At 29.9% G+C, this 13,424-nt stretch carries 12 protein-coding genes; 5 read left to right on the plus strand and 7 right to left on the minus strand.

Annotated elements, in window-relative coordinates; all coding sequences use genetic code 11:
- Window positions 1–178: 178 nt before the first annotated feature.
- Window positions 179–1,051, plus strand: a complete 873-nt coding sequence (locus tag Q0997_RS01955) for an AraC family transcriptional regulator (protein WP_299883908.1) — start codon at window positions 179–181, stop codon at window positions 1,049–1,051.
- Here the strand turns inward: Q0997_RS01955 and Q0997_RS01960 are convergent, their stop codons facing one another.
- From Q0997_RS01960 to Q0997_RS01975, 4 genes are all read right to left on the minus strand, one after another.
- Window positions 1,052–1,708, minus strand: coding sequence for an HD domain-containing protein (locus Q0997_RS01960; RefSeq protein WP_299883910.1), 657 nt, complete (start codon window positions 1,706–1,708; stop codon window positions 1,052–1,054). It abuts the gene before it with no gap.
- Window positions 1,701–2,438 carry a 1-acyl-sn-glycerol-3-phosphate acyltransferase gene (locus Q0997_RS01965; protein WP_299883912.1) on the minus strand — a complete coding sequence of 246 codons (738 nt, stop codon included), beginning with the start codon at window positions 2,436–2,438 and terminating at the stop codon, window positions 1,701–1,703. Before Q0997_RS01965 ends, Q0997_RS01960 begins: the two co-directional genes overlap by 8 nt.
- A 52-nt stretch (window positions 2,439–2,490) precedes the next feature.
- Complete coding sequence (locus Q0997_RS01970) at window positions 2,491–2,892, minus strand: hypothetical protein (RefSeq protein WP_299883914.1); 402 nt, start codon at window positions 2,890–2,892, stop codon at window positions 2,491–2,493.
- A gap of 105 nt (window positions 2,893–2,997) precedes the next feature.
- Window positions 2,998–3,408: a BrxA/BrxB family bacilliredoxin gene (locus Q0997_RS01975; RefSeq protein WP_299883916.1), complete on the minus strand. Its 411-nt coding sequence runs from the start codon at window positions 3,406–3,408 to the stop codon at window positions 2,998–3,000.
- A 239-nt stretch (window positions 3,409–3,647) separates the two neighbouring features.
- Here Q0997_RS01975 and Q0997_RS01980 point away from each other — a divergent pair, with 239 nt between their 5' ends.
- Window positions 3,648–4,484 (plus strand): TerB family tellurite resistance protein, encoded by an 837-nt coding sequence (locus Q0997_RS01980; protein WP_299883917.1) that lies wholly within the window; start codon window positions 3,648–3,650, stop codon window positions 4,482–4,484.
- A gap of 122 nt (window positions 4,485–4,606) precedes the next feature.
- Window positions 4,607–7,309 carry an AAA domain-containing protein gene (locus Q0997_RS01985; protein WP_299883919.1) on the plus strand — a complete coding sequence of 901 codons (2,703 nt, stop codon included), beginning with the start codon at window positions 4,607–4,609 and terminating at the stop codon, window positions 7,307–7,309.
- A 67-nt stretch (window positions 7,310–7,376) separates the two neighbouring features.
- Here the strand turns inward: Q0997_RS01985 and Q0997_RS01990 are convergent, their stop codons facing one another.
- A complete protein-coding gene (locus Q0997_RS01990) occupies window positions 7,377–8,603 on the minus strand; it encodes a hypothetical protein (protein WP_299883920.1) in 1,227 nt (408 codons plus the stop codon).
- Between the two features lie 132 nt (window positions 8,604–8,735).
- On the opposite strand from Q0997_RS01990, the gene Q0997_RS01995 reads away from it, so the two are divergent.
- The gene (locus Q0997_RS01995; protein WP_299883922.1) at window positions 8,736–9,278 is read left to right on the plus strand and encodes a sigma-70 family RNA polymerase sigma factor; all 543 of its coding nucleotides are present in this window, start codon (window positions 8,736–8,738) and stop codon (window positions 9,276–9,278) included.
- Between the two features lie 11 nt (window positions 9,279–9,289).
- Entirely contained in the window at window positions 9,290–11,134 is a 1,845-nt protein-coding gene (locus Q0997_RS02000; RefSeq protein WP_299883924.1) for a hypothetical protein, read from the plus strand.
- Here the strand turns inward: Q0997_RS02000 and Q0997_RS02005 are convergent.
- On the minus strand, window positions 11,131–12,291 hold the full coding sequence (locus Q0997_RS02005; RefSeq protein ID WP_299883926.1) for a metal ABC transporter permease: 1,161 nt from the start codon (window positions 12,289–12,291) through the stop codon (window positions 11,131–11,133). The genes Q0997_RS02000 and Q0997_RS02005 overlap by 4 nt on opposite strands.
- Entirely contained in the window at window positions 12,284–13,411 is a 1,128-nt protein-coding gene (locus tag Q0997_RS02010; RefSeq protein WP_299884220.1) for a metal ABC transporter permease, read from the minus strand. Before Q0997_RS02010 ends, Q0997_RS02005 begins: the two co-directional genes overlap by 8 nt.
- Window positions 13,412–13,424 lie beyond the last annotated feature (13 nt).

Genomic DNA, 13,424 nt, shown 5'->3' on the forward strand with positions numbered 1-13,424 from the left:
CAAATGTATACGAGATAAGAGAATTTTAAAACATCAATATTTTCATATTTATACACTATATTACCTGTTTAATAAAACAAGTGTCTCATTGGGGTTAATATAGAATATAAAAAAGGTAATTTTGCATATGTTAGAAATTAAATAAGGTAGTAATTTTACATAAACTAAAAATTATTTTTTGAATATTAAGCCCACATATGAAAAGATAAGCACAAGTTTTGGAAACTCTATATTGGTTAAGCAGCATACTAAAAAGAGGAAGAATAATTTGGCTTTTTGGCATTTTCACCCCGAAGTAGAACTCGTTTATGTTAATAAAGGAAAAGGTAAACGCCATATAGGTAATCATTTATCTTATTTTAACAATAGTCAGCTTATCTTGTTAGGTTCCAACTTACCGCACAATGGATTTACCGATAGGTTAACCGCAAAAGGAAAAGAAACTATTGTACAATTTAAACCAGACCTTTTTGGAGAGCCTTTTTTGAACTTGCCGGAAATGTCAGATATAAAGATTCTATTAGATAAAGCAAAACAAGGTATTCTATATAAACCAGAAACAAAACTTAAAGTTGGACCTAAAATTGAAAAACTTTTGAAAGCAAAAGGTTTAAAAAGGGTTGTTAAGCTTATAGAGATTTTAAATATTTTGGCGCTAGCTGAGGATTACACTATTCTAAATGCTGATGGTTTTACTTTTGAAGCCAAATCTCAGGACAATAATAAAATAGATATTATTTACAAATACGTTAATAAGCATTTTAATGAGCATATTCCCTTAGAAGATATCGCTACCAGGGTGAGTATGACTGTACCGTCTTTTTGTCGCTATTTTAAAAAATCTACAGGAAAAACATTTACGCAGTTGGTTAATGAATATAGAATTGTACATGCCACAAAATTGTTATCTGAAACACAGGCTAGTATTACAGATATATGTTTTGATTGTGGTTTCAATAACTTTTCGCACTTTAATAAACAGTTTAAAATAGTTACTGGTAAAAGTGCTTCTAATTATAGAAAAGAGATCAAGCTAATATTAAAATCGTAACTAAATATTGCCATTCCATTCAGCATAAAACTGATCTAAAAAAGAACTCATATAATTATGACGAGCTTCTGCAATTTTACGACCGGTTTTTGTATTCATTTTATCTTTTAGAAGTAAAAGTTTTTCATAAAAATGATTGATTGTTGGAGCTGTAGAGCTTTTATATTCTTCCTTTGTCATATTAAGGTTAGGCTCAATATCTGGATTATATAGAGCTCTATTTTTAAAACCACCATAATTAAAAGTGCGAGCAATACCAATAGCACCTAATGCATCTAGCCTATCTGCGTCTTGGATAACATCTAATTCAATAGATTTAAATACATTATCGTTATTAATATTAGAACTAAAAGAGATGTTTTCAATAATTTTTACAACATGTTCAATAACGGTAGAATCTACATTGTGTTTAAATAAAAACTCTCTTGCTTTTTTTGGGCCAATTGTGTCATCACCATCATAGAATTTACTATCAGCAACATCATGCAATAAAGCACCTAGAGCTACTACAAGTTTGTTAACATCTTCGCTTTTAGAGATTAGCAAACTGTTTTTATACACTCTTAAAGTGTGAAACCAATCGTGGCCGCCTTCGGCATTCTCTAACTCTTTTTTTACAAAGGATTTAGTAGCTTCAATAAGTGTTTCGTTAAGCATTTATAATGTCTTTCTTTATTGTCGATTCAAGTAATTTTAAAAGTGCCTCAGTTTCAAAGTCACTAACTTTTAAGGGTTTGTGAACAGTATATTTTATATGAGCACCAATACCATAAGGAAACTTGCCATATTCTAATGTTTTCCATGAATTATTAATACTAACAGGAATAACGTACGCATTTGGAGCTTCTGCAAAAAGTGTTTTTAAGCCTCTTGTTTGAAATGGTTTTGGTTTTCCATCTCGACTACGAGTGCCTTCAGGAAAAATAATAACACCTCGATTGTGTTTTTCTATATATGCCGCCATAGTTTTTATCGCTTCTACAGCTTGTACAGGATCTTTTCTGTTTATTAAAACCGAACCTCCATGACGTAAATTATAAGATACACTTGGTATGCCTTTACCAAGTTCTCGCTTACTAATAAATTTAAGATGAAATTTTCTAAAAAACCATATCATTGGCGGAATGTCGTTCATACTTTGGTGATTGGCTACTAAAATTACGGGTACATTTTTAAGTAAGTTTTCACGACCAGAAATGGAAAAACGAGTACCTAAAAGATGTAAAGAACGCGTTAAAAATAGGTTTAGATAATCTACACTTTTTTTATGTGCTTGGTAACCAAAAAGATTAAAACAAAGCCACTGTATTGGGTGAAATATCAACAAGAAAAACCCGAAGAACAGGAAATAAATACAGGTTAGCGGATAAGCTAAAAGTTTTCTCATTTTGGACTAATTACGAATCCAAAAATAGTAAAAACTTAAACGAATTAATATTTTAATAGACAGGAATACAAATATTATTTTCGCATTCCATAGCTGTTGGAGGCGTAACAAAAGCACAATCTGAAACCGTATTACAGCTTGTATTAAAGCTTTCTTGTTCTGTATTGTACGTTGCGACTAAATTAGTTAGTTGTAGTGTATCAATTGAGGTAGAGTAGGTTAAGTAAGACCATGGGCCACCACAAGGTTTAGAGCCAAAAGCAATAAAACGACATTCGAAATTTTCTGAACATACAGATGCGCTTGCTAAATCTTCAATTTCGGTTTTTAATTCATTTAAATAGCTTGTTGTGTTTTCACAAGGATCAACAGGATTGTCATCGTCTTCACATTGAAATGCCATTAATAATAGACAAGTAGATAGAAAAAGTAAAATGTGGAATGTCTTTTTCATTTTGGTTGATTTATAATTATAAACGTAAAAAAATGAAAAAGGTTGTGTAGTATAATAAAAAACCACGCATTTAGCGTGGTTTTTAATATTTATAAGGCTATAATTCTAGCAATGCTCATTGTAAGCATCCATAAGGTTTTCAGCAATTAATTCTGCTGGACGACCTTCAATATGATGACGTTCTAACATGTGTACTAATTCTCCGTCTTTAAATAATGCCATACTTGGCGAACTTGGAGGAAATGGTACCATATGACCACGAGCTCTATCTGTAGCTTCTCTATCTACACCAGCAAAGACTGTTACGGTGTTAGATGGTTTTTTGTCGTTATTTAAACTCATTTTTGCTCCTGGACGAGCATTTGCAGCTGCACAACCGCATACAGAATTTACAACAACTAATGTTGTACCTTCTTTTTTTATTGCAGCATCTACAGCATCTGCTGTTTGTAATGCTTCAAAACCTGCGCTCGTTAAATCATCGATCATAGGTTTTACTAATTCTGCTGGATACATATTTTCTTTTTAATTTTTATTAATGTTTACTATGCAAAGTTAATCAAAAACCATGCAAATGTTGTTATGCTTAAGCTATATAACATTTATAGTGTCATAAGGGCAGACTATAATACTTTTTTTAAAGTAAATAAATACAGTCGATAGTTATATTTTACTTCAGTAGAGTCGTAACAAAATGATAAAAATATCAACTAACAAAGTATTATATTTACTTTTTTAAAATTGAATAGAACAGAATGAGTGCATTTAAATGGATAGGCGCAACAATAGGTTGGTCGGTTGGCGGACCAATAGGAGCAATAATAGGATTAGCATTAGGTAGTTTAGGAGATGCTTTTTCAGATAAAAATAAAGGTCTTTTAGGACAGGGAAAAGATCCTTATCAAAACCGAAGAGCACAGCAAGAAGGAAGAAGATCAAGACATGAGCAACGTGATCCATATAGTCGTCCACGCCCAAATTATAGAACGCAACAAGAAAGAAGACAACAAACTAAATCTGGTGATTTTGAAGTAAGTTTACTCATATTAGTAACAGTTGTTATTAAAGCAGATGGTGTACAAGATCAGCGTGAATTAGACTTTGTGCGAGAACAATTTGTTAGTATGTATGGTAAAGACAGAGCTAATAAAGCGTTTAAATTATTTAAAAATATTAGTCAGCAAACTATACCGGTGCGTCAAGTGTGTAAACAAATACAAACAATGATGGATCATTCATCGCGTTTACAATTAATGCATTTCTTATTTGGTATTGCTAAAGCTGATGGTATGGTAACCGAAGATGAAGAAAGGCAAATATTTACAATGGCTGGTTATTTAGGCATAAGCTCTAGAGATTATAATAGTATTAAAGCCATGTTCTATAACAGTAGTGATAATGCCTATAAAATTCTTGAAATAGAAAAGACTGCTACAGATGATGAGGTGAAAAAAGCGTATCGTAAAATGGCAAAAAAATACCATCCAGATAAAGTTGAACACTTAGGAAAAGAACATAGAAAAGGTGCAGAAGATAAGTTTAAGCAAGTGCAAAAAGCTTATGAGCAATTACAAAAGGAACGTGGATTTTAAATTCAAAGTCCTTAAAAATGAAGAGTTCTATTTCCTGTTTTTTTAATTTTTTCCAAGGTCTTAAAACATGTAAGTATTAATTAATCTTTTTAGTATAAAAGCTAGGTAAACATTAACAATAATTGAGTGAGTTAAAGAATATAATAAGTTTTTATAGAGATTGTTATCAGTTTGATTTAAAAGGAGTTAGGGTTAAAAACTTTATATCAAATCAATGCGAAAAAAGATTTGTTCCAAGTAATACTACCTTTTTTAATAATAGTTATTCAAGAATAGCTATTGATAAAGATTGGGCAAAAGAAGTCGAGCAAATTTTATTTTTAAACTCAAAAGAAAAAACACTTTATGCTGGTTCGGTTTTTATAAAAGGAAAACAAAACACATTAGGTTCTAAAAGAACTGCATATGTACCTCTTTACATTCATGAATTAAGTTTATTAAAAGAAAACAGTAGTTTTTATATTTCAATAGAAGAGTCCTACTTCAATCCAGATTTTATTGAACTGGCTAATAGTATGGACGAAAATTTAAATATTAATTTAGACTTTATTTCTAGTAATGCTCCTGCAAATCCTTTTGGGCCTGAAAATTTAGATTTACTCAAAACGTTTTTTGGTAAATATTTTCACGGATGGAACACTTATGACCTTAATAATTACCAAAACTTTAGCTTTAATTTTAAACACTACTACAACAGAAGTAATGCTATTGAAAATACGTCATCAAAATTTCTTTCTTGTTTAATGATAGGAATATTTAAAAAACCCGAAGGCTCAATGGGTATTTTAAATGAATTAACTGCCTTATCTGAAAATATCAAGGTATGTTCTATTTTAAGTCTATTTTTTAATTTAGAGGATTTTATAATTACAGAAATAGAAAAAAGAGCTATTTATTTACCAACTACTTTAAGTAGCAAGCAAGAATCTGCTTTTTATGGCGTAGATGCCTATCCTATCTCACAAATTATTGGTCCACCAGGAACAGGAAAATCCTTTACTATAGCTGCCCTTGCAATAGATGCTATATCTAATAACAAGTCTGTATTAATTGTCACTAGAAATAGTCAAGCTTCTAAGGTTATAACTAATGTTATAGAGAAAGATTTTATGCTTAAAGGAGTAGTAATAAAAGCATATAATCAAATTTATAAGAGAAGTCTATCCTCTAAACTTAGAAAGTCAATTTCTGTAAAACCTACAAGAAACAACGATCCAAAACAATTGTTAAAAAGGATTAATAAGATTGAAAATAGGATAGAAGAAATTGAAAAAGACATAGTAGAGGTTGAAAATGATGAAATAAAGTGGGGAGCATTCTATTCAGAATATCAAGAAAACTTCTTTTCTAGTTTTAAAGACAAATGGTATCAATATCAAAAAAGAAAAACCAAGCCAATTGACGCTTTAAATTATTCACTTAAAGCATTAAGAACCGAAAAAACAAGGCTTGTAAAAAAATACATTACTCAAAAAATTAAGCATGACTTATTTCATATAGTAAAAAGAAAAAAAGTTGAGTTTTTAAAATTAAATGCTTCTCTAAAAGAAAAGAATTTAACACTAGTAGATAAAAAGTTAAAACAAGTAGATTTTCAACTTGTACTCGAAGCATTGCCATTATGGGCTACAACAACAAAAGAAATCTCAAAATGTTTGCCTTTACAACAAGGGTTGTTTGATCTCGTAATTTTTGATGAATCTTCTCAATGCGATATAGCGTCTAGTATTCCAGTGCTTTATAGAGCTAAAAAAGCAATTGTTGTTGGCGATCCACATCAATTACAACATGTTTCATTTTTATCAGACAATAAACAAATAGAATTAAAATCTAAACATTCTATAGCGACTCAAATACCAGATTATAGAAAAGAGAGCTTAATAGACTGGACAGATAGCAGGTTGTCAAATCCAGATCAAACAACATTTTTAGATCAACATTTTAGAAGTAAAACAGATTTGATACAATTTTCAAATCATAACTTTTATGATAATCAATTAAAGTTAATTAGATCAAACCCCATTTCAGATTTAACGTCTTCAATTGAAATAGTAAAAACAAATGGTGCTAGAAACAATACAGGAAGTAATGAGATAGAGGCTAAACATATAATAGAAAAAGTAAAAGAAATAATTAAAGTTTATTTGAAGGCAGATAAAGAGTTAGTGCCTTCAATTGGAATTATTAGTCCATTTACGCAACAAGTACAATTACTTAAAAAAAGCTTATCAAAAAGTATAGTATTCGATCAAATTAAAAAACATAAAATATTAGTTGGTACACCATTTCATTTTCAAGGTGAAGAAAGAGATGTAATGCTTATTTCTTTTTGTGTAGACTCTAATACACATTTTGCAGCTATAAACTATTTGAATAAGAAAGATGTCTTTAATGTTCTTATTACAAGGGCAAGAAATAAGCAAATAGTTTTTACTTCTTTAGAATCATCTATTTTACCAGGCAATTCTTTACTTAAACAATATTTGGAGTCAAATACAATTCAAATTAGTACCACAACTAAAGATACTATATATGATTTATTTGTAAAGCATGTTTCAGATTTCTTGGTTCAATCGGGATTTGATATAGTTTATCAATCAATAGTTGTTTCTGGTGTTTTAATTGATATGGTTGTGGTAAATAATAACAAATATTATTGTATAGATTTAATTGGTTATCCTGGTGATTTTGAAGAACAGTTTAGTTTAGAAAATCTTAGAATTCTAAATAGAATGAACACGCCTATTTTCTTCTTACCATATAGTAGTTGGTATTTAGAAGAGGAAAAAGAAAAAAAGAATCTTATTCAATTTATTAATAAATAGGCAGAGCGTTTTTTAACCTTTAAATAAAATAATTGTTTTTTAAGGAGACCTTTCCATAAAATGACTATTAATAAGTAAAATGCTTTTTTGGTAAAATAGAGTCTAAAGGTTTCATTTTCATTCCTAAAAAACCATCAATATCATATATGTATTCAAAATGTGGAATTGAATAACTCCAGATATGTTTTATAGGAGTTTCAAATTTTATAGAGTCTAATTGATTTTTTGTTAAGTCATTTAGTGTTAAGTTGTATCTTTTTAAAGAGTTTTGCTCTCTAATAGAATTGTATACAGACCTTATTGTTATTTGAAGTTCTAAAAAATGGTAATAATTAGATTCTAAATCATATAAACTTAATATGTAATTTTTGTTTTTAATAGTTTCTTTTAATAGTTGAGAAAGATCAGATTTATTGATTTTTTTTGTGTTAAAGTAGCATTCGTTTTTTATTAGAGAAATAACATTTGGATAATGTGATAATTCACCATAATACATATAGTTGTGAGTTTGATGTATAAATGGTATTATATTATTCTTATTATTTATAATAGAATTAAGATAATCCCATTCTTCAGTTGGAGAGATTCGTGTTCTGAGAACCTGATTTTTATAATTAAAGGCTAAAGTATCTTTAATTTGAAAATTAGAATTGTTAACTAGTAAAATATCTTTCTCGTTTATAGATGACATAATTAGAAATATTTTTTCTAAATCTTTCATTTTTGAATCTTTATCAATAAATAAATAGTGTTTTTGTTTGTTATCATATCTATCGTTTCTTGTATTTGATAGAAAACCTATAAGATCAGTAAACTTAGAGTACTTATCATTTAATTCGAGAGCGAATTCTCCATTATCATGTCTTTTACCAAATCTTATATATGTTGATGTTAAGAATTTTGGATATTTAATAATATTCTTAGGTTCAATTTCAGGTAAATTAATTTCAATTTTAGGATCTGTTAACCCTATTTCTTCAAATATTTTTCCGGAATCGTCTTTAAAAAACTTCAAGCGATCATTAATAATTAATGTGTCTTTATTAAAAGCTGTCTTTATAGGTTTATTCTCTATAACTATGTTATCATCTTGTAATATAAAAGCATATTTATTTAATGGATTAAAATCAAATCGAGTTATTTTAATTGAGTCTTTCGAAAAGATTAATTTCATTGGAGCATCATTATCAAATACAGATGTAGAATCACTAAAAACCCAAGTTCCAATATATTTTTCTTTAGGATTACATGAGATACATAAAATACTTATAAATAGAAGAAAAAATCTTTTCATTTAAGTTTAAATTTGTTTTACATCCACAATAAAGATACCAATTAGGTTAAAATAATAAGCTTCTTACTTATTTTAGTAAAAAAAATTAGGAGACCTTTTCATAAAATGACCATTAATAAGTAAAATACTTTTATGAGTGATCAAAAAATATTAGAGCTTTTTAAAAATGGTAAGAGAAGTAAAGCGTTTCGAGAGCTATATAAACTCTACCCAAAAATAGAGAAACTTATTCTTTCTAAAGGAGGCACAAAAGCCGATGCTAATGATGTATTTCAAGAGGCATTAATTATTCTCAATAGAAATCTTGAAAAGACAGATTTTAATTTAACGTCTTCATTTTACACCTATTTATATTCTGTCTCTCGATTTGTATGGAAAGACACACAAAAACAATTCTCAAAGCAAGAATTATATAATTTAAAACCAGATGAGGTTTCTATATTTCATAGTGTTATAGAAGAAGAGAAATACCAATTTGCCGAAAAAGCGTTTCGCGAATTAGGAGAACGATGTCAAGAATTATTACAACGGTTTTACCTTAAAAAAATGTCGTTTAAAGACATTGCTGAGGTGATGCAATTTAAAAGTGAAAAAATTGCAAAAAACCAGAAGTATAAATGCTTGCAAAAAGCTAAAGATAGCTTTAGAACCCATTTTAAAACCGTTCAATCTTAATTCTCGACATCATGGAAAATAATATAAACACTATAGACTTAATAAATGCTTATATAGACAATACGCTTTCTAATGAAGAAAGATTAGCATTTGAAAATAGATTAGAAATAGACACAGAATTAAATACCCTTTATAATGAACAATTGGCTATTATAGAAGGTATAAAAAGAGTAGAAATAGGAAAAGAAATACAAGTTGCTAGACAACATTATGTTCGGGGTAAATGGTCTAAATATATTGGGATTTCTATTGCTATTATTTTAGTTTCTGCCATAATATATAACATTGTTTTTAAAGCTGAAGAACCGCAAATTGTTGAGCCAGTATATAATAACGAGATTGAAGTCGTTATAGATTCAATGATAGTTAAAAAAGCTTCCGAGGAGAAAATTGAAACAAAAAATGTTGATGAGCAATCTAAGATTGGCACAACTTTAAAAGCAGAAGAAATTATTAAATTGGAAGAAGATAAAGCCGAAGTAAAAGAACCTTTTGAAGAGGATAAGACAGAAGTTGTTGAAAAGGAATTAGAAAATATCGGGGTAATAGAGCCATTAAGTCCAGAGTTAAACTCGTTCTACAATTCAGTAAAAAAAGCACCACAAGTTATAGAAATAAATACAGAAAAACGGTTTACTGTGACTTGCAAAGAGGGAACAGTACTAACAATTCCTGCAAAGTCTTTTGTTGATTCTAAAACAGGACGATTAGCAAGAGGAACAATTAATCTTGAAGTGACAGAGTATTATAAATTATCTGATATGTTGTTAGCAAATCTTAGTACAAAATCTGATGATAAACAGTTAGAAACTGGTGGCATGTTGTATATCAACGCCAATAAAAAAGGTAAAAAGCTAAGGTTAAAACAGGGTAAAAGAATACAAGTAGCTTTTAATAATAGTGATAAAAAGAATATGCAATTATTTTCTGGTGAAGAACATAATGATAGTGTTAATTGGAGGCTGCAAGATCAAATAGGTAATACAAAAGAAATTGTAGAAGAAGATGTTGAAGTTTCTTTTGATGTAATACAAGAAGTACCAATTTATCCTGGTTGCGAAGATGGTAATAATGATATGAGGCGAAAATGTATGTCTGATAAAATATCAAGTTTTGTATCTGAAAACTTTGATAGATCTATTGCTGAAGATTTAAGGTTAACCGGGCTTCAAAAAATTAATATGTTTTTTGAAATAGACAAAGCAGGAGACATAGGTAAAATAGATATTAGTGCTTCAAGAAAAGAGCTTGGAGAAGAAGCTATTAGAGTTATTGAATCTATGCCAAAACTTAAACCTGGAAAACAAAGAGGGCATTTGGTAAGAACAACATTCTTTTTGCCTTTTTCAATCGCACTCGAAGGAAAAACGATTAATCAAGCACCGGTTAGTGTTAGAAGTGATAGGAAATTCATTAAAGAATTTGAAAATCGAATGGACTCAACCAGATCTATTCAAGGAACACGTCCTATAACAAATAACGATATTGAGCGTTATGCTTTTTCAACTTCAAAATTAGGTTGGCTAAATTGTGATCGATTTGCAAGAACTACGAGCAAGAAAATAAAATATAAATTTAAGCTTAAAGACTCTAAAGGTGCTAGCGTGAAAATGGTTTTTAAATCAATGAGTTCTATTTTGCCAAGTATAAAACGAAATAGTGATTATGAGTTTGGTTGGGTTCCTAAAGATGAGGAAGTTATTTTAATTGCGATTAAATGGAAAGGCAATAAGCTTTATTTAGGAAAGAAAACAGCGAATACTAAAATTGTTCAAGATCTAAATTTAAACTTTAAAGAAGTAACTGTCCATGAATTAAAAAAAGAATTAGAGACTTTAGATAATGGTTTTAATTAGCCTCTAAACAAAAAGAAATCATCTTTCATATCTTCTATTTGAGTATCCTCATTTGTAATGATATAGTCAATAGCTTTAGAAGTAAATGTGTTTCCTTTTTTTGTAAGAGAAACAATATTTTCATCAATCACAATCATATTGTTTTTAAGAGCTAATTCTAATACGGTTTTAGCTCTTACTTTTTGCCAATTAATATGTTCTCGTAAGTGATTAACATGGCGTTCTTCTTCTTCGTTATGGTTTTTTAGGTGTAATAAAAACGTTAATAAAGAGACTTCGGTACGTTGTTGCTTTTCTCTATATAAAACAGCAATTACGCCTTTGCTAGGCGCAAATAAATACACTAATAAAAAAATAAGACCTAACATGGTGGTTATTGATCCTGCAATCGAGGCATCTAGCCAATGCGCAAACCAGTAACCAGAAATAGCACTTAGCACACCAAACCCAATGGCTAGAGATAACATTTTCTTTAAATCTGTAGTTAGTAAATAGGCTGTCGCAGCTGGAGCAATCATTAAGGCTACTACTAATATTGCGCCTACAGCATCGAAAGCGCCTACGGTTGTAACAGACGCGACACTCATTAATCCATAATGAATTATAGCAGGCGAAAACCCTAAAGAAGCAGCAAGTCCAGCATCAAAAGTACTTATTTTCAACTCTTTAAAGAATGCAATTAAAAGACTAATTGTAATTAATAAAATAATACCAATAATCCATAATGCTTTTGGCCCAACATCAATTCCAGAAATTAATAATCTATCAAAAGGAGCAAAAGCTAATTCCCCTAATAGAACGGCATCAACATCTAAATGTACATCATTAGCATTTTTAGCAATTAAAATAACTCCAATACTAAACAAGGCAGGAAACACTAAGCCAATGGCAGTATCTTCTTTTACTAAGCCTGTTTTTTGAATATACTCAACTAATATAACGGTAATAATACCAGTGAAAGCAGCAAAGAGTATTAATAAAGGAGAGTTGAGGTTATGTGTAATAAAAAAACCAATAACAATACCTGGTAAGATAGAGTGACTAATAGCATCACTTATCATTGCCATTTTTCTAAGTACTAAAAACGTCCCCGGAATGGCACAAGCGATGGCAACTAAACTTGCAATAAGTTGTATTTCTATTTGAGCGCTATTCATCTTCTGTAGTTTGTTTAGTGTACAAATTTGCAGCAGTTTCAAAACCGGTTTCGGTTAAACTCCACATATTCCCTTGGAGAGTAACATAATCTTTTTCTACTAATTTTTTTAATGTCTTTCGAGTATAACCTTGAAAATTATTTAATAGTTTAATCGCATGCGGATGCGAAATATCTTCATGTGTTTCGGCTATATTATGCATAAATGCTAATGTCTTGTGCAATTGCAAATCCCGACGATTTCTTATAAAACGAATCTGCTTAAATAATAAACCTCGACTTGGAGAAAATACAAAAGATACGAAAACAAAAACGGAAGCTACTAAAACAATAACTGGTCCAGTAGATAAGTTGTTTTGGCTAGCGCTAATAGCGGTTCCAAAAATACCCGAAAACGCTCCAAAAATAGCAGCTAATAATACCATAGTCGCTAAGCTATTGGTCCATTGCCTTGCAGCTGCAGCTGGTGCTAATAACATAGCGCTCATTAATACAACGCCAACAGTTTGTAAGCCTAAAACAATAGCTAAAACAATAAACGAAGTAATTAAAACATCTATAAATTTAGTATTAAAACCTAGTGTTTTAGTATAATCGGCATCAAAAAGTAAGAGTTTAAATTCTTTCCAAAAAAGGAGTAAAACAAATAAACACAAACCAGTTACAATAGCCATTAGCCAAACATCACTTTCTACTAATGTGGCAGCTTGACCAAATAAATACTTGTCTAAACCAGCTTGATTGGCGTTAGGTTGTTTTTGAATAAAAGTGAGTAATAGCATTCCGAACCCAAAAAATAAGGATAGAATTAAGCCTAAGGCTGTATCACTTTTTAAATGTGTTTTAGTTACAATACCACGAATCCAAAATGTTCCAATTAAACCACTAACTAAAGCACCTAATAATAATGTGTTGGTATCTTTTGCACCAGTAATTAAAAATGCGATAGCAATTCCTGGTAAAGCGGCATGAGATATTGCGTCTCCTAATAAGCTTTGCTTTCTTAGTACAGCAAAACTACCAAGCATACCTGTAACAGCACCTAAAATAGCTGTTCCTAGTGTGATTGTACGTAATGTGTAATCACTAAAAACTAACTGTATGTATTCTGTAAAGTCGATAGTTACTAGTTTT

Origin of the sequence: uncultured Lacinutrix sp., from assembly GCF_947500325.1 — a bacterium.
GTDB lineage: Bacteria > Bacteroidota > Bacteroidia > Flavobacteriales > Flavobacteriaceae > Lacinutrix.

Coding starts and splice junctions, on each gene's coding strand:
- Q0997_RS01960 (WP_299883910.1), bottom strand. CDS start 1,708: ATGCTTAACGAAACACTTATTGAAGCTACTAAATCCTTTGTAAAAAAA.
- Q0997_RS01965 (WP_299883912.1), bottom strand. CDS start 2,438: ATGAGAAAACTTTTAGCTTATCCGCTAACCTGTATTTATTTCCTGTTC.
- Q0997_RS01970 (WP_299883914.1), bottom strand. CDS start 2,892: ATGAAAAAGACATTCCACATTTTACTTTTTCTATCTACTTGTCTATTA.
- Q0997_RS01975 (WP_299883916.1), bottom strand. CDS start 3,408: ATGTATCCAGCAGAATTAGTAAAACCTATGATCGATGATTTAACGAGC.
- Q0997_RS01980 (WP_299883917.1), top strand. CDS start 3,648: ATGAGTGCATTTAAATGGATAGGCGCAACAATAGGTTGGTCGGTTGGC.
- Q0997_RS01990 (WP_299883920.1), bottom strand. CDS start 8,603: ATGAAAAGATTTTTTCTTCTATTTATAAGTATTTTATGTATCTCATGT.
- Q0997_RS01995 (WP_299883922.1), top strand. CDS start 8,736: ATGAGTGATCAAAAAATATTAGAGCTTTTTAAAAATGGTAAGAGAAGT.
- Q0997_RS02000 (WP_299883924.1), top strand. CDS start 9,290: ATGGAAAATAATATAAACACTATAGACTTAATAAATGCTTATATAGAC.
- Q0997_RS02005 (WP_299883926.1), bottom strand. CDS start 12,291: ATGAATAGCGCTCAAATAGAAATACAACTTATTGCAAGTTTAGTTGCC.